Consider the following 23,728-nt stretch of genomic DNA (forward strand, 5'->3'; position numbering starts at 1 on the left):
TGAGCCAGGCCTCATTGGCCGGAAAATTGCCGGTGCCGCCGGGCGTGCAAACCCTGCTGCTGGACGCGGATATGAGTGCGTTTGCCGACAGCGACCCGCAAGTGTCGATGCAGCCGTCGAACCTGGCCTACGTGATTTACACCTCCGGTTCCACCGGCAAACCCAAGGGCACATTGCTGCCCCACAGCAATATCCTGCGCCTGTTCGCCGCCACCGACGCCTGGTTCGGTTTTGGCGAGCGGGACGTCTGGAGCCTGTTCCATTCCTACGCGTTCGACTTCTCGGTCTGGGAAGTTTTCGGCGCGCTGCTGCACGGCGGTGAACTGCTGATCGTGCCGTACGACGTCAGCCGCTCGCCCCAGGACTTCCTGGAATTACTGTGCGACAGCGGGGTCACGGTGCTCAACCAGACCCCGTCGGCGTTCAAGCAATTGATGCACGTCGCGTGTACCGATAGCCGCAGCAACGCCTTGCGCCATGTGGTGTTCGGCGGCGAAGCGCTGGACGTGAAGAGCCTGCGCCCGTGGTTCGAACGCTTTGGCGACAGTGCGCCGCAACTGATCAACATGTACGGCATCACCGAGACCACGGTGCACGTGACCTACCGTCCGTTGTCGATTGCGGACCTGGAACAGGACGCCAACAGCCCCATCGGCGAACCGATTCCCGACTTGTCCTGGTATGTGCTCGACGGCGAACTGAACCCGGTCGCCAAAGGCTGCATCGGCGAGTTGTACGTCGGTCGTGCGGGTCTGGCGCGGGGCTATTTGAATCGTGGCGACCTGACTGCGCTGCGCTTTATTCCCGATCCGTTCGGCGAAAGCGGCGCACGCCTGTACCGCACCGGTGACCTGGCGCAGTACCGCAGCGACGGGGTGATCGAGTATGTCGGCCGTATTGACCATCAGGTGAAAATCCGTGGTTTCCGAATTGAACTGGGTGAAATCGAAGCGCGCCTGAATGCCCTGGCTGTCGTGCGCGAAGCTTTGGTATTAGCTCAGGATGGCCCAAGTGGCCAGCAATTGGTCGGCTATGTCATCGCGGCTCCAGGTCACGAAGACGACTTGAGAGAACACATCAAGGCGCAACTCAAGGCCGACTTGCCGGACTACATGGTGCCGACGCACCTGTTGTTCCTCACCGAATGGCCGTTGACCGCCAACGGCAAACTCGACCGCAAGGCGTTGCCGCAGCCAGATGCAAGTCAGGTGCAGCAGGCTTATGTGGCGCCCCACAGCGAGCTGGAACAGCAGATTGCCAATGTCTGGCAGGACGTCTTGAAGCTGGAGCGCGTAGGCCTTACCGATAACTTCTTCGAATTGGGTGGCGACTCGATCGTCTCGATTCAAGTGGTCAGTCGTGCCCGTCAGGCCGGTATCCGCTTTACACCCAAGGACCTGTTCCAACACCAGACCGTCCAAGCGCTGGCAACCGTTGCACAAACCGGTGCCGAGCAACGCGTGATCGACCAGGCGCCGGTGCAAGGCGAGGCGTTGCTGCTGCCGATCCACCAGGCGTTCTTCGCCGACGCCATTCCTGAGCGTCATCATTACAACCAGTCGGTGCTGCTGACCCCGTCTGCGCCATTGCAAGGCGCAAGGGTGGAGCAAGCATTACAGGCGCTGGTGGTGCACCACGACAGCTTGCGGCTGTCGTTCAGCGAGACCGCTGAAGGATGGCGCGCCAGCCACCGCGAAGTGGCGGTTCAGCCTGCGGAAGGATTGCTGTGGGTGCGTGAAGTCGCCGACGCCGCGGCTCTGGAAACATTGGCCAACCAGGCGCAACGCAGCCTTGATTTGCGCGACGGTCCATTGTTGCGCGGGGTCCTGGCCACCTTGAGTGACGGTAGCCAACGCTTGTTGCTGGTGATCCATCACCTGGCGGTGGATGGTGTGTCCTGGCGGATTTTGTTCGACGACCTTCAAACCGCTTATCACCAGTCGCTCGCCGGGAAAACCGTGCAATTGCCCGCCAAGACCAGCTCGGTCAAGGCCTATGCACAACAGCTGCAAGCGCATGCGCGCAGCACCGAGTTGCAGCAGCAGTTGGCTTATTGGCAAGCGCAACTGCACGACGTTCCGGCGGATCTGCCGTGCCTGAACCCTGAGGCCACTGCGCAGAACCGACAGGCGCTCACCGTGCACACGCGCCTGGATAAACACCTGACCCGGCAACTGCTCCAAGAGGCACCGGCCGCCTACCGCACTCAGGTCAATGACCTGTTGCTGACCGCACTGGCGCGTGTGATCTGCCGCTGGACCGGGCATGCCAGCACGCTGATCCAACTGGAAGGTCATGGCCGTGAAGAGCTGTTGGCGAACATCGACCTGACCCGCACTGTGGGCTGGTTCACCAGCCTGTTCCCGGTGAAGTTGTCGCCTGGCGCAGCGCTTGGGGATTCGATCAAGTCGATCAAGCAAGGGCTGCGCGCGATACCCGATAAAGGCGTTGGTTTTGGCGCGTTGCGCTTTCTCGGCGACGACGCCAGCCGAGCCGCCTTACAGGCGCTGCCGGTGCCACGTATTACCTTCAACTACCTGGGGCAGTTCGACGCCAGTTTCGATAAGGCGCAGGGCGCGTTGTTCAACCCGGCCAGCGAAAGTGCCGGTGACGAGCAAAGTCCGCTGACCACCCTGGGCAATTGGCTGACCCTGAACGGGCGGGTGTTTGACGGTGCATTGAGCCTGGGGTGGACCTTCAGTGATGAACAGTTCGAACCGGCGACCATCCAGCACTTGGCTGACGACTATGCGACCGAGCTGGGCTTGCTGATCGCCCATTGCTGCGACCCGCTCAGCCAGGGGCTGACGCCTTCTGACTTCGCCCTGGCCGGCTTCACCCAGGCGCAACTCGATGGGTTGCCGCTGGTGGCGCGCGCGGTGGATGACATCTACCCACTGGCGCCGATGCAGCAGGGCATGTTGTTCCACAGTTTGTACGAGCAGGGCAGCGGCCACTACATCAATCAGATGGGCCTGGATATCGATGGCCTTGATCCACAACGTTTCGAGGCAGCCTGGCAGGCGGCGGTCGATGCCCATGACATTCTGCGCAGCAGTTTTGTCTGGGAGGGTTGCGAGCGTCCGGTGCAGGTTGTGCACAAACAAGCACGTGTGCCATTTCGCACACTCGATTGGAGCACGCGCGGTGATGTGGCCCAGGCATTGGTAGACCTGGCGAGCAGCGAACGCGAACAGGGTTTCGACCTGACGCGCGCGCCGTTGCTGCGTCTGGTATTGGTCAAAACCGGTGCACAGCGTTACCACTGGATCTACACCCACCACCACATTCTGATGGATGGCTGGAGCAATTCGCAGTTGCTCGGCGAAGTGCTGCAACGCTACGACGGTCAGGTGCTACCGCGCCACGCTGGGCGCTATCGTGACTATATCGCCTGGCTCCAAGGGCGCGATGCCGAGGCCAGCGAGACCTTCTGGCGCGAACAACTGCAAGCACTCGAAACGCCGACCCGATTGGCCGACCCCCGTTTCACCGGCCCACAGGAAGCGTTTGCCGACAGCCACGCCAACCATTATCACTGGCTCACCGCGCAGCAGACCCAGGACCTGGGCGAGTTCGCCCGGCGGCAGAAAGTGACATTCAACACGGTGGTCCAGGCCGCATGGCTGATGCTGCTGCAGCACCACACCGGGCATGACACCGTGGCCTTCGGTGCCACCGTGTCGGGACGGCCGAGCGAACTCAAGGATGTCGAGCAGCAGATCGGGCTCTTCATCAATACCTTGCCGGTCATTGCCAGCCCACGTCCGGAGCAATCGGTCAGCGGCTTATTGCATCAGATCCAGGCCCAGAACGTTGCGTTGCGCGAGCACGAACACACGCCGCTGTTCGAGATCCAGCGCTGGGCCGGGCAGGGCGGCGAAGGGTTGTTCGACACCTTGCTGGTGTTCGAAAACTACCCGCTGTCCGAGGCCTTGCAGGCCCAAGCACCGTCAGGTTTGAGTTTCGGCACCGTCGGTAATCAGGAACAGACTAATTTCCCGTTGACCCTGGCCGTTAATCTCAATGACACCCTGAGCCTGCACTTCACTTATGCCCATGCTGCCTTCCCTACACACACCATCGAGCGCCTGGCTGAACAGCTGGCGTACGTGCTTGCGCAAATGGTGACGCTTGCTGTCGACGGCTGCCTGGGTGATATCGATCTGTTGGGCGATGCCCCGCGTGCACTGTTGCGCGAGTGGAATGCCACAGCCGTGCAGGCCGCAGATCCGCGCCACGTCCACCAGTGGATCGAGTCCCAGGCACGCCGCACGCCGGATGCGCTGGCCGTGTGCACGGATGAAGAATCCCTGACCTACGCCCAGCTCAACGCCCGCGCCAATCGCCTGGCCCATGCGTTGATCGAGCGGGGTGTTGGCCCGGATGTGCTGGTGGGGCTATCCATGTCTCGCAGCGCGCAGATGGTCGTTGGCTTGTTGGCGATCCTCAAGGCCGGCGGCGCGTATGTACCGTTGGACCCGGCGTATCCCCAGGACCGCCTGATGTACATGGTGCAAGACAGCGGCATTGCCTTGTTGTTGACTGAAAGCGCGGTGCTGCCACGCTTTGGCACTGTCAACGTGACCAGCCTGTTGTTGGATCAGCCGCATAACCGTTTCGACGACCACAGCGCGCTTGAACCTGCACCGAGACTCGACGCCAACAACCTTGCGTATGTGATCTACACCTCCGGCTCCACCGGCAAACCCAAAGGCGTAACGATTCGTCATGGCGCGCTGAGCAATCACATGCAGTGGATGCAAGACACGCTGCAACTGCACGCCGGTGACCGGGTCCTGCAAAAGACCGCCATCAGTTTCGACGCCTCGGTCTGGGAGTTCTGGCTGCCGTTGATGAGCGGCGCGCAGTTGGTGCTGGCGGCGCCGCAACTCAACCTCGACCTGACCACGCTGTGGGCGCAAGTGGCGCGCTGGCGTATCAGCGTGCTGCAAATGGCGCCTTCGCTGTTGCAAGCGCTGCTGCCCCTGGCCACTCGCGAGCAACTGGCTTCCTTGCGTCTGTTGCTGTGTGGCGGCGAGGCGCTCAGCGCGCACCTGTCACGTCAAGTGATGGCGGTTTTCGACGGTAAGTTGCATAACCTTTACGGCCCCACCGAGGCCACGATTGATACCAGCAGCCACGGGGTGGATCGTGCCGTGGATGACGATGCGCGGATCATCGCCATCGGCCGCCCGATCAACAATGTGCGCACCTATGTGCTGGACGGTGGGTTGCAACCTTGCGCGATGGGTGTGATCGGCGAGTTGTACATCGCAGGCGACTCCTTGGCGCGCGGCTACCACCAGCGTCCGGCGCTGACCGCCGAGCGCTTCATTCCTGATCCGTTCGACGCCGCTGGCGCCGGTCGCCTGTACCGCACTGGCGATCTGGTGCGCTATGCCGAGCACGGCGTGATCGAGTACATCGGCCGTATCGACCACCAAGTGAAGATTCGCGGCTTGCGTATCGAGTTGGGCGAAATAGAGGCGCGCTTGCTGGCCGACACTGAGGTGCGTGAGGTGGTGGTACTCGCCCAGGAAGCCGCGAGCGGTGCGAGCCTGGTGGCCTGGCTGGTCAGCCAGGACCGCACGCTCGACGCCTCGGCCCAGGCCTTCCTCGGTGAACAGCTCAAGCGCCGACTGGCCGAGCAGGTGCCGGACTTTATGGTGCCGACGCACCTGGTATTTATCGATCAACTGCCGCTTACGCCCAACGGCAAACTCGATCGCAAGGCCTTGCCCGCACCCGACAGTCGCCCATTGCATTCGGCCTACCAGGCTCCCGTCAGCGACCTGGAGTGCAAGGTCGCGGCGATCTGGCAGGACGTGCTCAAGCTTGAGCAGGTCGGGCTGGGTGACGACTTCTTCGAACTGGGCGGGCATTCGCTGCTGGTGGTGAATGTGGTCTCGCGCCTGCAACTCGAACTGGGCCTGAAATTGACGCCCCAACTGCTATTCCAATTCCCGGTGCTGGGCGCGTTTGTCGCGCAACTGGCACCGACCAGCGAACACATGAGTACGTCGAAATTGAGCAAGCTTGAAGCGCTGCTCGATGAATTTGAGGAGGTTTGATGGACACCGCTGTCGCACAACGTATTGCCAGGCGCTTCATAACGCTGCCGCTGGAAAAACGTCGTCTGTACCTGCAGAAAATGCTCGAAGAGGACGTTTCCCCGGCGAACCTGCCGATTCCGCCTGTCAGTGCCGAGTTCGACACGTTGTCGCTGTCTTTCGCCCAGGAACGCCAGTGGTTCCTGTGGCAGCTGGACCCTGAGAGTGCGGCGTATCACATGCCTACGGCCTTGCGCTTGCGCGGGCCGCTGGACATCGGCGCCTTGCAACGCAGTTTCGATGCGCTGGTGGCGCGTCATGAGAGCCTGCGCACCACTTTTGTGACGCGTGGGGAGCAGACGCAGCAGCAGGTGCACGCAGCGGCACCCGTGCCGTTGCAGGCGCAACCACTTGCGCAGATGCCGGATGAAACACAACTGCGGCATCTGATTGAAGACGAGACTCGCCAGCTGTTCGACCTGCAACAGGGGCCTTTATTGCGCACGCGGCTGTTGCAGTTGGCCGCGGATGACCATGTGCTGATCGTGACCTTGCACCACATCGTTTCCGATGGCTGGTCGATGCAGGTGATGGTCGAAGAGTTGGTCAAGGGCTACGCGGCCTTCAGCCAGGGCCTTGAGCTGGAACTGCCGGCGCTGCCGATCCAGTACAGCGACTATGCCATCTGGCAGCGGCATTGGATGGAGGCGGGCGAACGCGAGCGTCAGTTGGCGTATTGGACCGTGCAACTGGCCGGCCGGCAGCCGGTACTTGAGCTGCCCACCGACTTTGCGCGGCCTGCCGTGATGAGTTATCGCGGCGCGCGGCTGGCGCTGAACCTCGATGCCGAGCTGGCAGGGCAACTCAAGCACATGGCCCAGCGCGAAGGGGTCAGCCTGTTCATGATCCTGCTGGCGTCGTATCAGGCCTTGCTGCATCGCTACAGCGGGCAGACGGATATTCGGGTCGGTGTGCCGACGGCCAACCGCAATCGGGTTGAAACCGAGCGACTGATCGGCTTTTTCGTCAATACCCAGGTGCTCAAGGGCGACGTACAGGCCCAGGATGCATTCAGAACCCTGTTGCAACAGGTCAAGCAGACCGCATTGGACGCCCAGGCCCACCAGGATCTGCCGTTCGAGCAATTGGTCGAAGCCCTGCAACCGGAACGCAACCTGAGCCACAGCCCGCTGTTTCAAGTGATGTTCAACCACCGCACCCAAGGCGAGGCCGGTGACGGGCCGGTGGGTGCCTTGAAGGTCGAGGGGTTGCGCTGGGACACCCACAGCGCCCAGTTTGATTTGACCCTGGAGACCGTGGAGCATCCGGGCGGTTTGTCGGCAGCGCTGATTTACGCCACCGACTTGTTCGGTGTGGACAGCGTCACGCGGATGGCCGGGCACTGGCAAAACCTGCTGCGAGGGATTGTTGCCGACCCGACGCAACGCATTGGTGAGCTGCCGCTGTTCGACGCAACCGAGCGCCAGGCGCAACTCAACGACTGGAACCACACTGCGGCGCCGATGCCTGAGGCCGGGTTTGTCCATCAACTGTTCGAAGCCCAGGCGGCGCGGACCCCGGATGCAGCGGCATTGGTCATCGACGGCCAGCGTTTGAGCTACGGCCAACTCAATGCCCAGGCCAATCAGTTGGCGGCAAAACTGCGCAGCCTGGGTGTGGGCGCTGATGTGCTGGTGGGCATCGCCGTAGAGCGCAGCCCGCAGATGCTGATCGGGCTGTTGGCAATTCTCAAGGCAGGCGGTGCGTATCTGCCCCTGGACCCGGCGTTCCCCCAGGACCGCCTGGCCTACATGATCGAAGACAGCGGCATCGAGCTGCTGCTGACCCAGGCGGTGCTGCTCAATCAATTGCCGGTGCCGGACGGTGTCCAGGCGCTGGTGCTGGATCAGCCGGGTGACTGGCTGGCCGGTTTTGCCAGTGATGACCAGTCGCAGGCGCTGGACCCTGAACACCTGGCCTACGCGATTTACACCTCCGGCTCCACCGGCCAGCCCAAAGGGGTCATGGTGCGGCATGCTGCGCTGACCAATTTTGTCGCGAGCATGGCCGAGGCGCCAGGGATGAGCCGCCAGGATCGGGCGCTGTCGTTGACGACATTTTCGTTCGATATTTTCGGCCTGGAAGTCTATGTACCGCTGATGGTCGGGGCTTGCATCGTCTTGACGGGCCAGGAAGTAGCGCAGGACCCTTACGCGGTACTGGCGTTGATCGAGGCCGAACAGGTCAATGTGGTCCAGGCGACGCCTTCCACTTGGCGCATGCTGCTCGATAACGAAAATGCCCAGGCCCTGCGCGGCTGCAAGTGTCTGTGTGGCGGCGAAGCCTTGCCTCAGGAGCTGGCGGTGCGCATGCTGGCCCTGGGCGGTGAGGTCTGGAACCTCTATGGTCCGACGGAAACCACCATTTGGTCGGCGTTGCACCAACTGCATGGGCAGTCCGCGCAGCCGTGGTTGGGTGGCCCGATCGCAAACACTTCGCTGTATATCGTCGGCGCCGATCTGATGCCGGTGCCCTACGGTGTGGCCGGTGAGTTGTTGATCGGCGGTGAAGGCCTGGCGCGGGGTTATTTCCAGCGTCCGGCGTTGACCGCCGAGCGCTTCGTTGCCCATCCGTTTTCCACGGCCGGCGAGCGGCTGTATCGCACCGGTGACTTGGTGCGTCGGCGCGCCGACGGCATCATCGAATACCTGGGCCGGATCGACCATCAGGTCAAAATCCGTGGTTTCCGCATTGAGTTGGGTGAAATCGAAGCGCGTCTGCTGGAACAGGATGCGGTGCGCGAGGCGGCAGTATTGGCTCAGGACGCCCCGGGAGGTCAGGCGCTGGTGGCGTATGTGGTGCCGAGCGTCGACCTGGACAGCCTCGACGCCGAAGGGCAGGGGCAACTGCGCGAGCGTCTCAATGCGCAGTTGAAGGTCAACCTGCCGGACTACATGGTGCCGGGGCACATGGTGCTGCTCGCGCGTTTCCCGCTGACGCCCAATGGCAAGCTGGACCGCAAGCAACTGCCGGCGCCGGATGCCAGCCAGTGGCAGAAAACCTATGTTGCCCCACAGACGCCTGAACAGCAGGCGGTCGCGGCGATCTGGGCCGAGGTGCTGAACGTGCCGCAGGTTGGCCTCAGTGACAACTTCTTCGAACTGGGCGGCCACTCATTGCTGGCGACCCAAGTGGTGTCGCGGATTCGTCAGCGCTTGCAGCTTCAGGTGCCGTTGCGCCTGTTGTTTGCCCACAACACGTTGCAGGCGTTCGTCGAGGCGATGAGCGCGGCAGCAACGGGCGATGCAGCGGTGATTCCGCGCATTTCCCGCGAACAAACGCTGGAGCTGTCATTCGCTCAGCAACGCCAATGGTTCCTGTGGCAATTGGAACCCACCAGCAGCGCCTACCATATCCCTGCGGCCCTGCGCCTGCGTGGCGACCTGGACCGCGCCGCGTTGCAACAGAGCTTCGACGCGCTGGTGGAGCGTCACGAATCCCTTCGCACCCGGTTTGTGCTGGACGCTGAGCGGCCCGTGCAATTGATTGATGCGCCGACCCCGGTTGCTATCCGCTACGAAACCGCAGTGTCCGCGCAGGATGAAGGCCACCTGCGTGGCTTGATCGAAGCCGAGACCCGCCAGCTTTTCGATTTGCAGCGCGGGCCGTTGCTGCGGGTCAAGTTGCTGCAACTGGCGGCGGATGATCACGTGCTGATCCTGACCCAGCACCATATCGTGTCCGATGCCTGGTCGATGCGTGTCATGGTCGATGACCTGATGCAGCTGTACCGTGGTTTCAGCGGGGGCCAATCCGTGGCATTGCCGGTGTTGCCGATCCAGTACGCCGATTACGGCCACTGGCAGCGCCAATGGCTGGCGGCGGGTGAGCAACAACGTCAGTTGGCCTACTGGACAGCGCAACTGGGCGGCGAACAACCGATCCTCGAACTGCCCACCGATCATCCGCGACCCGCCCAGCAAAGCTACCGCGGGGCACGCCTGCCGGTCGTCCTCGAGCCCTCGCTGGTCGATGGCCTCAAGCGCCTGGCTCAGCAGCAACACAGCACGCTGTTCATGCTGTTGCTGGCCAGCTTGCAGACGTTGTTGCATCGCTACAGCGGGCAGAACGACATCCGTGTCGGTGTGCCGGTTGCCAACCGTAACCGTACGGAAACCGAAGGCCTGCTGGGGTTCTTCGTCAACACCCAGGTCCTCAAGGCCGACATTGAAGGTGGTGTGCGTTTTGACCAGCTACTCAGTCAGGTCAAGCAGCGCGCGCTGGAGGCACAGGCGCATCAGGACCTGCCGTTCGAGCAACTGGTGGAGTTGCTGGCGCCGGTGCGTGACTTGAGCCACACACCGCTGTTCCAAGTGATGTTCAACCATGCCAGCGAGGGCCGTGCTGAGGTCAAGTCACTGCCGGGGCTGAACCTGGAGCAACTGACCTGGGAGTCGGGCACTGCCCAGTTCGACCTGAGCCTGGACACCTTCGAATACGACGACGGCCTCAGTGCCGCACTGTCCTACGCCACCGACCTGTTTGAACCGGCCACCATCGTGCGCCTGGGCGAGCACTGGTTGAACCTGCTGCGCGCCATCGTCGCCAACCCGACCCAGCGCATCGCGCAATTGCCGATGCTCGATTCGGTGCAACGCCGGGTTATCGTGGACGATTGGAATCACACCTTCGCCGACTACCCCAATCACCAGCCGGTGCATCGCTTGATCGAAGCGCAGGTGGAACGTGAACCCGATGCCGTCGCGCTGGTGTTCGAGGGCCAGTCACTGACCTACGCCCAGCTTAACGCCCGTGCCAACAGACTGGCGCATGCCTTGATCGAACGTGGCGTCGGCCCGGATGTGCTGGTGGGCATTTCGGTACACCGCAGCCTGGACATGGTGATTGGGTTGCTGGCGATCCTCAAGGCGGGCGGAGCCTATGTGCCGCTGGACCCGGAGTATCCTGCCGAGCGCCTGGCCTACATGATCGACGACAGCGCTATCGATTGGTTGCTGACCCAACAGGCGCTGGTGGCAACCCTGCCGATCCCGGCGCGCGTGCACACCCTGGTCCTCGACAACGGCGACGCTTGGTTGCAGCACGCACCGCAGAGCAACCCGGTGTCGACGGTGGTCGTGCAGAACCTGGCGTATGTGATTTATACCTCCGGCTCTACCGGTAAACCCAAAGGGGCCGGCAACAGCCACGGCGCACTGACCAACCGTCTGTGCTGGATGCAGCAGGCTTACAGCCTCGGTGCCGGCGACAGCGTGCTGCAAAAGACCCCGTTCAGTTTTGATGTGTCGGTCTGGGAGTTTTTCTGGCCGCTGATGACCGGTGTACGCCTGGTCGTCGCCGCGCCCGGCGATCATCGCGATCCGGCGAAGCTGGTCAGCCTGATTGAGCATGAACACATCACCACCCTGCATTTCGTGCCGTCGATGCTGCAAGCCTTCCTGCTGGATAGCCAGGTCAGCCGTTGCACCTCGCTCACACGCATCGTGTGCAGTGGCGAAGCGTTGCCGGTGGATGCTCAACAACAGGTGTTTGCCAAGTTGCCGGGTGCCGGGCTGTTCAATCTGTATGGCCCGACCGAGGCGGCGATCGACGTGACGCATTGGACCTGTCGTGACGAAGGGCGTGATGCGGTGCCGATCGGCGAGCCGATTGCCAACCTGATGACCTATATCCTCGACGATGAGCTCAACCCGGTGCCGAGCGGCGTCAACGGTGAGCTGTACCTGAGTGGCCAGGGCCTGGCGCGGGGTTACCATCGTCGTCCGGAGCTGACTGCCGAGCGCTTCGTCGCCAGCCCATTCGTGGCGGGCGAGCGGCTGTACCGCACCGGTGATTTGGCGCGTTACCGGGCCAACGGGGTGATCGAATACATTGGTCGAATTGACCACCAAGTGAAAATCCGTGGTTTCCGTATCGAACTGGGGGAAATCGAGGCACGCCTGGTGGAACATGCGGCGGTGCGCGAGGCCGTGGTGGTGGCGCAAGACAGCCGCAGTGGCAAAGTCTTGAGCGGCTACGTCGTCGCGTCGACCGGCATGGGCGGCGACTGGCCGGTGCTGCGCGAAGCGCTGGCTGCCCATTTGCGCCAGACCCTGCCGGAGCACATGGTGCCGTCGCACCTGACCCTGCTCGAAAAAATGCCCCTGAGCCCCAACGGCAAGCTCGACCGCAAGGCCTTGCCGACGCCGGATGTGGCGCAGGTGCAGCAGGACTTCGTGGCAGCGGCCAACGCCATCGAAGCGGCGTTGGTGCAGATCTGGCAAGGCGTGTTGGGGGTGGCTCGCGTCGGTACCGGCGACAACTTCTTTGCCCTGGGCGGCGACTCGATCAATTCGATTCAAGTGGTCAGCCGTGCGCGCCAGCAAGGTATCGGCCTGACCCCCAAGGACTTGTTCCTGAACCAGACCATCCAGGCCCTGGCCCGCGTTGCCAGCGCTGATGAAGGGGTAACGATCGATCAGGGCCCGGTCACCGGTGACAGTCACCTGGTGCCGATGCAGCACTGGTTTTTCGCCAATGAGATCGCGCACCGCGAGCACTGGAACCAGTCGCTGATGCTCACCCCGCGTGAGCCGCTGGACGCCGACCGTTTACAGCAGGCCCTTGCGTGTGTGGTGGCCCATCACGACGCTTTGCGCCTGCGCTGGCGGCAAGGCAGTGACGGCACTTGGCAGGCCAGTCACCAGTCCGTCGACACTGCAGACGTGCTGATCTGGCAGCACCAGGCTGAAAACGCCGACGAAATCATTGCCATCGCCAACCAGGCGCAACGCAGCCTGGACCTGGAACAGGGGCCGTTGTTGCGCTGTAGCCTGATTGCCGTGCAAGACGGCACTTCACGCGTGCACCTGGCGATCCACCACTTGGTTGTCGACGGTGTGTCGTGGCGTGTGCTGCTGGAAGACCTGCAAACTGCCTACCGCCAGTTGATCACCCACCAGCCGGTGGCGCTGCCGGCAAAATCCACGGCCTTCAAGGCCTGGGCCGAGCAGTTGCACGACTACGCCCACAGCGAGGCGCTGGACGCAGAACTCACTTATTGGACCGGCCAACTCGATCAGGGCCTGCCGGAGTTGCCGCGTGCACGCCCGCACGGCAGCCAGGCTGCGTTGCATGGCCAGCGGGTCAACACGCGGCTGGATGCCGAGCAGACCCAGCGCTTGCTCAAACAGGCACCGGCGGCCTATCGCACCCAGGTCAATGACCTGTTGCTCAGTGCCTTGGCGCGCGTCATCTGCCAGTGGACGGCGCAACCTGCTTGCCTGGTAAACCTGGAAGGCCATGGCCGCGAAGACCTGTTTGACGGGGTCGACCTGAGCCGTACCGTCGGCTGGTTCACCAGCCTGTTCCCGGTGGTGCTCACGCCCTCGGCGCACCCCGGTGACTCGCTCAAACGCATCAAGGAACAACTGCGTGCGGTACCCAACAAAGGGCTGGGTTATGGGGTGTTGCGTTACCTCGGTACGCAACAGGTGCAGGCGCGCCTGGCAACGTTGGCCCAGGCTCGGATCACCTTTAACTATTTGGGGCAGTTCGACCAGAGCTTCGATGAGCACGCGCTGTTTGTACCCAGCGATGAAGGCAGCGGTGACGGGCATGGCGACGACGTGGCATTGAGCAACTGGCTGAGCATTGACGGTCGGGTGTTCAACGGCCAATTGTCCCTGGATTGGACCTTCAGCCGCGAAGTGTTCGACGAAGCCACCGTCCAGCAATTGGCCGATGCCTACGCCGTTGCCCTGCAGGACTTGATCGAGCATTGCTGCGCCCAGGAGCATCAGGGCCTGACACCGTCCGACTTCCCACTGGCCCGCCTGAACCAGCCGCAACTGGACGCGCTTGTGGTGCCGGTGGCCCAGGTGCAAGACATCTACCCGTTGTCGCCGATGCAGGACGGCATGTTGTTCCACACCCTGGCCGACGACAGTTCCGGCCTGTACATCAACCAGATCAGCCTGCCGGTGCATGGGTTGGACACCGAGCGTTTTGCACGGGCGTGGGCATCGGTGATCGAGCGCGAGGACATCCTGCGCACCAGCTTCCATTGGCAGGGTGGCCTGAGCGCGCCGGTACAGATCGTGCACCGTGAGGCTCGCTTGCCGCTGTTGATCGAGGACTGGCGTGGCCAGGACATCAGCGAGCAGGCCATCGGCGAACGGGCGACTGCGGACTACCTGCAAGGTTTCGACTTGACCCGTGCGCCCTTGCAACGCGTGTTGCTGTTGCGCCTTGAGGACGACCGTTATCAGATGATCTGGACCTGCCATCACATCCTTATGGATGGCTGGAGCAGTTCGCGGTTGTTCGGTGAAGTGATGCAGTTTTACGCCCATGGCCAGGTCCAGGGGCGCAATGGCCGTTATCGCGAATTCATTGAATGGCTGCAACGCCAGGATCAGGGGGCTTTGGAAAATTTCTGGAGAGGCCGCCTGGCGCCACTGGAGCAGGCGACGTCGCTCAATCAGGCGATGTTCCCACGGCATGTCGAGGATTTACCCGGGCACCAAGCGCTGTATTCGCGATGGGACGCGGCGCAAACCGCACGCGTGCAGCAGGCCTGCCGCACCTTGCAAATCACGCCTAACACGTTGATCCAGGGGGCGTGGCTGTTGCTGTTGCAGCGCTTTACCGGGCAGAGCACCGTGGTGTTCGGTGCCACCGTCGCAGGGCGTCCGGCGGGATTGGCCAACGCCGACAACATCCTGGGGCTGTTCATCAATACGTTGCCGGTGATCCAGACGCTTGATCCCGAGCAGCCGCTGGACCAATGGCTGCACCAGTTGCAGGCCTACAACATGGACATCCGCGAGCACGCCCATGCGCCGCTGGCGGATATCCAGCGCTGGTCGGGCCTGGGCGGGCAGGGGTTGTTCGACAGCATTATCGTGTTTGAAAACTACCCGATCGATGAGCGCCTGGGGGAGCAGCAGGGCACCGGCCTGAGCTTCGGCGAGTCGCGTAACCATGACGTCACCAACTTCCCGATGGACCTGGCGGTGAACCTCGGCGAACAACTGTCGATCGAGTATCTGTTCCTGCGCAACGCGTTCAGCGTCGAAGCGGTGGAACTGATTCGCCGCAGTATGGAAGACACCCTTGAAGCGATGATCGTTGCGCCGCGGGAGCGGCTGGGCAACCTTCAACGTCTGCGTGCCGAACAGTGGCAAGCCTTCGAGCAGTGGAGCGCGGCGCCGAACGCACGCTATCACGCGCAGTTGCTGCCGGCGTTGATCGGTCGCCACGCGCAGTCGCGTGGGCAGGCCACGGCGTTGGTGTGTGCCGAACAGTCGCTGAGTTACGCTGAGCTGGAAAGCCGCGCCAATCGCCTGGCCCACCGCTTGATCGAACTCGGCGCCGGGCCGGAAGTGGTGATCGGGGTGGCCCTGGAGCGCTCCGTGGAGATGGTCGTGGCGCTCTTGGCCGTGATGAAGAGCGGGTCGGCCTATGTGCCGCTGGACATTGATTATCCACCGGAACGCCTGGCGTTCATGATGGACGATTCGGCCATGGCGCTGTTGCTGACCCACAGCCACGTCCAGCAGCGCTTGCCGGCGATCGCGGGCCTGGCGCAATTGGCTATCGACGCATTCGACGGCAGGGGCTATAGCGACCAACCGCCTGTCAGCGGATTGCTCGGCGCTAACCTGGCTTACCTGATTTACACCTCGGGTTCGACCGGACGGCCTAAAGGCGTGGCCGTGGCCCATGGTCCGATGAGCATGCATTGCCAGGCCATTGCCGAGCTGTATGACATGGATGAGCACACCCGTGAGCTGCATTTCATGTCGTTTGCTTTCGATGGTGCCCATGAGCGTTGGCTCAGCACCTTGTTGAGCGGCGGTACCCTGGTGATCCGCGACGCCAACCTGTGGACACCGGAGCAGACCTTCGAGGCCTTGCATCAACAGCGCATCAGCATTGCCTGTTTCCCGCCGGCCTACCTCAAGCAATTGGCCGAATACGCTGCCCACAGCCAATTGGTGCCACCGCCGGTACGGGTGTATTGCTTTGGTGGCGACGCGGTACCCGACCAGACGTTCGAACAGGTAAAAGCGGCGTTGCGTCCACAGTTCTTTACCAACGGCTATGGTCCGACCGAAACGGTGGTCACGCCCATGCTGTGGAAAGTACCGGTGAGCAGCCGTTGCGAAGCGGCCTATGCGCCGATTGGCCGGGCGGTCGGCGAGCGCGCCTTGTACGTTCTCGATGAAGACCTCAACCCGTTGCCGCCTGGGCTGGCCGGTGAGTTGTACATCGGTGGGCAGGGTATCGCCCGTGGTTACTATCGTCGCCCGGACCTGAGCGCCGAGCGCTTTGTGCCGGACCCGTTCGGGCAGCCGGGCGACCGCCTGTACCGCAGCGGCGACCTGGTGCGCCAACGCGCCGACGGTGTGTTGGACTACGTCGGGCGTATCGACCACCAGATCAAGGTGCGCGGTTTCCGCATCGAGCTCGGAGAAATCGAGGCAAGCCTGCGTCTGCTGGACGATGTCAGCGATGCGCTGGTCATCGCCCGCGACAGCGCATCGGGTAAGCAACTGATCGGTTATGTGGTGACGCCGCAGGGCGTGGCCGTGGGTGATCGCCTCAAGACTGAGCTGCGTGCGCAGTTGCCTGATTACATGGTGCCTGCACAGATCATTTGCCTGGCGGCAATGCCCATTACCCCCAATGGCAAACTGGACCGCCAGGCCTTGCCGGAACCTGAGTTCAAGGGCGCCGAGTATGTGCCCGGTCGTACCCGTGACGAGCAATTGCTGGCGCAGGTCTGGGCCGATGTGTTGCAAGTGGAACGGGTGGGCATTACCGACAACTTCTTTGAGTTGGGCGGCGACTCGATCTTGAGCCTGCAAGTGGTGTCTCGGGTCCGCAACCATCCCGAATTGAACATGGACCTCAAGCTGCGCGACCTGATGCGTGGCCAGACCATCGAGGCGATTTTCGAGCAGCGCTCAAGCAGCGTTACGGCTCGGACCGAGGACATCTCCCAGGTGGCTGCCGAAGGGCAGTTCAACCTGATTCCGATCCAGCAGTGGTGGTTCGACCAGCAGATGAGCGAGCCGCATCACTACAATCAGGCGCTGATGTTGCGTGCCCGTCAGGCCTTGAACCTGTCGGCGCTGGAGTTGGCGCTGCGCAGCATGCTGCAGCAGCACGACGCCTTGCGCCTGCGCTTCAATCAGGTCGGCGCCCAGCACTACCAGCACTATTTACCGCTGGCAGACATGCAGGCGCAATGGGCTGGCGAACCGCTGTTGTGGCAGCACGAGGTGGCGGACGAAGCGGAGCTTGAGCTGTACGCCGAGCAGGTGCAACGCAGCCTGGATGTGCAGAACGGCCCGGTGTGGCGCACCGCCCATGTGACCTTGGGCAATGGTGAGGTGCGGGTGTTGATGGTCATTCATCACCTAGTGATCGACACGGTGTCCTGGCGCTTGCTGCTGCAGGATCTGCAGACGGCTTACGAGGCCTATGACAAAGGACAGGTGCCGAACCTGCCGATTCGTACCAGCAGCTACCGGGCCTGGGCTGAGGGTTTGCAAGCCTATGCCGAGAACTTCCCGGCCCAGGAGCAAGCCTGGTGGCTTGAGCAGATCGACCAGCCGGGCCTTGAGTTGCCGTGCGATAACCCGCGTGGCAAGAACCAGGTGCAACACCAGTCGGTGGCGCTGTTGAACCTGTCGCCAACGCATACCCAGCAGTTGCTCAAGCAAGTGCCGGCGGTCTACCAGACGCAGATCAACGATGTGTTGCTGGCAGCGCTGAGCCGCGTGCTATGTCGCTGGAGCGGGCAGTCGTCGGTGATGGTCCAGCTGGAGGGGCATGGCCGCGAAGACCTGGTCAAGGATATCGACCTGAGCCGTAGCCTGGGTTGGTTTACCAGTATGTTCCCGGTGCGTCTGACCCCAGGTTTGGACAGCGCTTTCGGTACCTCGGTGAAGGCGGTGCAACGGCAGATGGCGGCAGTGCCGAACAAAGGCCTGGGCTACGGGATATTGCGCCACATGAGCGGCGGGACTATCGCCGACACCCTGAGCCAGGCGCCGCAGGCGCGTATCACGTTCAACTACCTGGGGCAGTTCGACCAGAGCTTCGATGACAAGGCCATGTTGGTGCCGGCGGCAGAGAGCTACGGCAGTTGTTATAGCCCGCAAGCCGCCCTTGGCAACTGGCTGGAAGTGGTCGGGCAGGTGTATGACGGACGGCTGTCGATGCGCTGCATTTTCAGCACGCGTCGCTACCGTGCGCAAACGGTCGAGCAATTGATGCGCGAGTATCAGGCAGAGCTGGAGGCGTTGATCGAACACTGCGTTGCACAAGCGGCTTAAGTATTGCCGTCGATCCATCGTTATACCAAGAGGGGCCCTTGCGGCTCCTCTTTCGTCTGTGGCTTTTTCATAAGGAAACCTGCGATGTCCCTGCATCCGGAACTCAATGCCTTTCTCGACCTGGCGCAAGAAAGCCAGGCAGATGGCCCTGGGCCCTTTCATCTGTCAACGCCGGCCCAGGCCCGGGACGCATTCGAGCGCACCACCTTGCAGTTGCGCTGGGGCGCGCCGGCGCAGGTCTCGTGTGCGTCGATCCCGTTCACTGCCCGTGATGGAGTCACGCTGGAGCTGCGTCTGTACCGTCCCGCCACGCCAGTGACGCAAACGTTGCCGGTGTTGGTGTACTTCCATGGCGGTGGTTATGTCGTCGGCAGCCTGGAGTCTCATGACGGGGTGTGCCGTGAATTCTGTGCCAGAACCCCCTGTGCGGTGCTTTCCGTGGGGTATCGTTTGGCGCCGGAACATCGGTTCCCGACGCCGCTGAACGATGGCGCAGATGCCCTGGCCTGGCTGGCGCACAACGCCGGTGGCGAAGGGTTGGATGCTACCCGTGTGGCGTTCGGTGGTGACAGCGTCGGGGCGACCCTGGCGACAGTCTTGGCGTTGCAGTCGGCCCTGGAGCCATCGGCACTGGCGATCAAACCCTGTTGGCAACTGCTGTGTTATCCGGTGACGGATGCGTCCACGCGCAGCCCTTCAACCGAATTGTTCGGCGAGGGCTATTTGCTGGAAAGTGACACGCTGGAATGGTTTTACCGGCATTACGCGCGCGAACCGGCAGATCGGCTGGATTGGCGCTTCTCGCCGTTGCTCGCCACCCGTTACCAGGGTATGGCCCCGGCCCTGATTGCATTGGCCGGGCATGACCCTTTGCTGGATGAAGGCCGCGCCTATGCCCGGCGTTTGCAGGCCGAGGGGGTGAGGGTGGAGCTGATCGAATACGAAGGGCTGATTCACGATTTCCTGCGCTTGCAGAGCGTGGTGCCGGATGTCGATGGCGTGTACGACCAATTGAGCCTGGCGTTACGCACGGCACTGGCAGGCTGAGTGGCAGATACAAAAAAACCGGGCATGGCCCGGTTTTTTTGTGTGCGGTGTTGTTTAGAAGTCGTAGGTCACGTCCACCGACGCCACACGCTCCTGACCGTAGTAGCAACCGAACGAGTAGTTGCAGTGGGAGACGTATTCGCGGTTAAACACGTTCTGCACGTTCAGGCTAGTTTGTACCCCACGCAGGCTTGGCGACACTTTGCTCATGTCGTAGCTGATGGTGGTGTCGTAGACGACGAAGCCTGGAACCTCAAACGAGTTGGCCGCATCACCCGGTTTCGGGCCGGTGTAGCGCGCGCCTGCGCCGAAGGTCAGGCCATTGAGCACGGCCTGGGTGAAGTGGTAATCGACCCACAGCGAGCCGGAGACCGGTGCTTGCTGCTCGGTGCGGTTACCGGTGTTGCCATAGTTGTTCTTGATGTAGAACGCATCGAGGTAGGACGCAGCGGCCAGGATGTCAACGTTGTCGAGGGTGGATTTGACTTCCAGTTCAACACCGCGGGAGCGGACCTGACCCTGTTGGGTCGAGTACTGGGGGTAGTCGTTGTCGCTGCTCAGCACGTTTTTCTGTTTGATCTGATAAACCGACGCGGTGATCAGGGTTTTCTCGAACGGCTGGTACTTCACGCCCACTTCGTATTGCTCGCCTTCGACCGGCAAGAAAGCCTTGGCGCCACGCTCGGGTGCGGTGGTGCCCACCGTCGGCAGGAAGGATTCGGAGTAGCTGACGTAAGGTGCGAGTCCGAAATCGGTGACATAGGTCAGGCCCACGCGGCCGGTGAACTTTTTGTCACGCTGCTCGGTAATGGTGTTCGCCAGCAGGTCCTTGTTTTCCACTTCGGCCCAGTCGTGGCGGCCGCCAATGGTCAGGATCCACTTGTCCAGTTTGATCTGGTCTTGCAGGTACACACCGGTCTGGCGCACGGTGTTGTCCCACTTGGTGTCTCTCACCGGGGTCACACTGCTGGTGTCGTAGTTATTATTGGCGCCGTACAGGTTGATGGGCGCCACGTTGTAGGCGTTGTAGCCGGTGTACTTGCGGTTGAAGTTGCGATAGTCCAGGCCCACCAGGGTGGTGTGTTCCAGGATGCCGGTGTTGAATTTGTATTCCAGGTTGTTATCGAGGGTGTAGGCGGAGTTGTGCTGCCGCCAGTCGAGTTTTACCCGATTGGCCTGGGTCTGGTCGACGACGCCACCGGTGGTGACGAAGCTGCGCAGGTAAAAGCCTTTGTAGTCGTCTCGCACGTCGGTGTAGCGCGCGGTAGAGCGGTACTTGAGGTTTTCGGTGAAGTTGTGGGTGAAGTCGTAGCCCAGCACGAACTGGTCGCGTTTGTAGTCGTTCCAGTTCGAGTCGCCGGAGAAGAAGTTGCGATCGATACGCTGCCCGTTGGGGCCACGCTCCAGGGAACCGATGCGCGGCAGTGCCTGATAGTCTTCCAGGCCATTGTCACGCTGGATCTGCGCCAACACGGTCAGCGAGGTGTCGTCGTTCGGTGCCCAGGTCAGGCTTGGCGCCAGCAGCATGCGTTCGCTGTGGGTGTGGTCGACCTGTTGGTTGCCTTTTTTGCCCACCGCGATCACGCGGTAGCTGAATTCTTTCTGGTCATCGATCGGACCGCTGGTGTCGATGGCGCCGTTGAGGCGGTTGTAGCTGCCTGCACCGATCTTGACCTGGGTGCGCTGCTCGGTGGTGGGCCGTTTGGACACCATGTTGATCAGGCCACCCGGCTGGTTTTGTCCGAACAAGACCGACGCCGGGCCTTTGAGCACTTCGATGCGCTCCAGGGTGTACGGGTCGATTTGCGGTGCGCCGCCGAGGCTGCCGGCGTAAGGCAGGTAGGCGCCGTCCAGGTACAGTTGGGTAGGGGCGAAGCCTCGGCTGGTGATTTCGTCGGCAATCGCGTTGCGATCGGTGAAGCCGCCCGTGTTCAGGCCGGGGGTATAACGCAGGGCCTGGGTCAGGTTGCGGGCGCCCTGGGTTTCGATTTGCTTGGCGGTCACCACGTTAACCGTCTGAGGAATTTCCAGGATCGGTGTATCCGTCTTGGTGCCGGTGGCGCTGCGGGTGGCAACCAGGCCATCGACCGGGCCGTAGGCCGATTCCGTCGCCCTGGCATTGATGTTGGTCGCGTCCAGTTCCAGAGAATCGCCCGTCGCCCTGGCGCGTACATTGGCGGTGTTGCCTTGGACGGTAAACGTGACGCCGGTCCCCACCAGCATCTGCGCCAACGCCTGGGCAGGCGCTAGTCGGCCGTTCACCGGCTGACTGCTTTTACCTTTCACGTCATCGACGCTGTATAGCACCTGCATACCGGACTGGCTGCCCAGGGCCTGCAGTGCACCGGCCAGCGGCTGGGCTGGAATATTCAGCTCGGTTTCCTGAGCCTGTACCTGTGCACTGAGCGGCAACGCCAGCGCCATGCTGAATACGCTTGCGCTGAAGCTCGGTACCAGCATGCGACGCATGATCAGCGCCTTTGTAAAACGTGGAAGCCCCGGAATTGCTGACATGTTGCTCACTCTTACTGGTTTTAAGGGTTGTGTAGTTGTTAGCGATTCTTAATTAGACGCACGAGCTTCATGAAACCAGATGAGAATTAAAGTTATTTAGGCCGGTTGCAGTTCGGTGAGGACTTTTCCGGCTTCCATGCGCACCAATTGATCGGCGACGTTGAAGTAACGGTCGTCATGGGAGATCACGATGATGGTCTTGCCCAGGCGCTTGAGGTCCGGCAGCAGCTCGGTGTAGAAAATCCGTCGGAAGGTGGGGTCCTGGTCCGCCGCCCATTCATCGAACACCAGTACCGGGCGTTCTTCGAGCCAGGCATTGACCAGTGCCAGGCGTTTACGCTGGCCGGTGGAGAGGTCGGTGGTGGTGAATTTGCCATCCAGCACGCTGACCTTGTGGGCAATTTCCAGGCGCTGCAGGTAGGTGTTGGCGTCTTCGGGGATATGGGTATCGCCCTGCACCACATCGTCGAACAGGTAGTAGTCGGCGAAAATCGTGGTGAACAATTGGCGATAGTCATCGCGGTTCACCGCGCTGATCACGTGGTCGTTGAGACGAATCTCACCCTGCTGCGGTGCATAGAGACCCAGCAGCAGCTTGATCAGCGTGGTCTTGCCGCAACCGTTTTCGCCGACGATAAACACAATGTCGCCTGTCTCGATCTTCAGGTTCACCGGGCCCAGGCGGAAGGGGGCGCTGCCTTCAGAGGGCGGGAAACTGTAGGACACGTCGGTCAGTTCCAGACTGTGCACGGGCGTCTTCTGGTGAGACGGGTCGCTCAGCAACAGATGGGGTTCCGGCGAAGAGAACTGTTCCGACAGCGCGGCAATGCGGCGGAACGCAATCTGTGCCCGGCTGACGATTGGCAGCGTGCCAATCAAGTGTTCCAGCGGGCCTTTCATGTACAGCAGCACCAGGACAAACCCGCTCATGACCGATTTGTCGGCGCTCGGCCACAACGATTGCAAGGCGAGGGCCAGGCCGATCACCACGAAAAACAGCATCGAGCCCAGGGTCTTGGCGACCACGAAAATATTCACCGAGCGGATCTGCATATCGCAGATATTGTCCGCGGTGCGCTCGATCCCCGAGACAAACATGCGATGCCGGCGCGGACGATGGATGCGCAACTCCTTGGCGCCCTCGGCGATGGCGTTGTAGTGCTTTTGCAATTCGTCTTCGGCGTCGCGCGCCTGCATGAAGCCTTTGATTCCTCGGCCGCGGGCAATGTACTGGACCACCGTGCCGATGATGATCGCCACGACCATGATCAGAAACATCGGCCAGGACAGCATCGCCAGGTAGCCCATGCAGCCCAGGGTCACGGTCAGGGAAATCGCCAGTGGCGCAAACGCGAAGGCAAAGTCGCTGATGGTATCCACGTCATGGGTGAGCACCGGAATCAGCCGATGGCTGCGGTAGCGCTCGATCTGCTCGATCGGCGCCGACAGTACTTTCTCCCCCAGTTCCTTACGCAGCTTGGCGATGATTTTCTGGCCGACATAGTTGGTGCCGATGTCGGAAAAAATCGAGCTGACCAGTGCCAACAGGCAAAGCCCGGCAAAGGCACCGACCACGGTGTTGCTCAGGCCGCTGTCGCTGTGCAGCACATTATTGATAGTGGCCAGCAACACCGTGACGCTGAGGCCGCCGACCATGCCGAGCAGAATGGAGGTCACAACAATCAGTCGAAAGGGTTTGAGCAGGGTGAACAATTCATTGATCACCCCGCGTGTCTGTTTGCTCATGGAGGTTCCCTGCTGGAA

5 protein-coding genes are annotated in these 23,728 nt (G+C 61.9%); 3 read left to right on the forward strand and 2 right to left on the reverse strand.

What is annotated here, in order from left to right:
- From BFL40_RS13825 to BFL40_RS13835, 3 genes are all read left to right on the forward strand, one after another.
- The coding region (locus BFL40_RS13825; RefSeq protein ID WP_071484520.1) for a non-ribosomal peptide synthetase at positions 1 to 6,074 on the forward strand (6,074 nt) is incomplete at its 5' end.
- Entirely contained in the window at positions 6,074 to 18,403 is a 12,330-nt protein-coding gene (locus tag BFL40_RS13830; protein ID WP_071484521.1) for a non-ribosomal peptide synthase/polyketide synthase, read from the forward strand. The genes BFL40_RS13825 and BFL40_RS13830, both read left to right, overlap by 1 nt.
- Before the next feature lie 84 nt (positions 18,404 to 18,487).
- On the forward strand, positions 18,488 to 19,450 hold the full coding sequence (locus BFL40_RS13835; protein ID WP_071484522.1) for an alpha/beta hydrolase: 963 nt from the start codon (positions 18,488 to 18,490) through the stop codon (positions 19,448 to 19,450).
- Positions 19,451 to 19,504: 54 nt separating this feature from the next.
- On the opposite strand, the gene BFL40_RS13840 is transcribed toward BFL40_RS13835, so the two are convergent.
- The gene (locus BFL40_RS13840) at positions 19,505 to 21,919 is read right to left on the reverse strand and encodes a TonB-dependent siderophore receptor (RefSeq protein ID WP_408003956.1); all 2,415 of its coding nucleotides are present in this window, start codon (positions 21,917 to 21,919) and stop codon (positions 19,505 to 19,507) included.
- Between the two features lie 141 nt (positions 21,920 to 22,060).
- A complete protein-coding gene (locus BFL40_RS13845; RefSeq protein WP_071484523.1) occupies positions 22,061 to 23,710 on the reverse strand; it encodes a cyclic peptide export ABC transporter in 1,650 nt (549 codons plus the stop codon).
- Positions 23,711 to 23,728: the final 18 nt, after the last annotated feature.

Source organism: Pseudomonas costantinii, from assembly GCF_001870435.1.
GTDB lineage: Bacteria > Pseudomonadota > Gammaproteobacteria > Pseudomonadales > Pseudomonadaceae > Aquipseudomonas > Aquipseudomonas costantinii.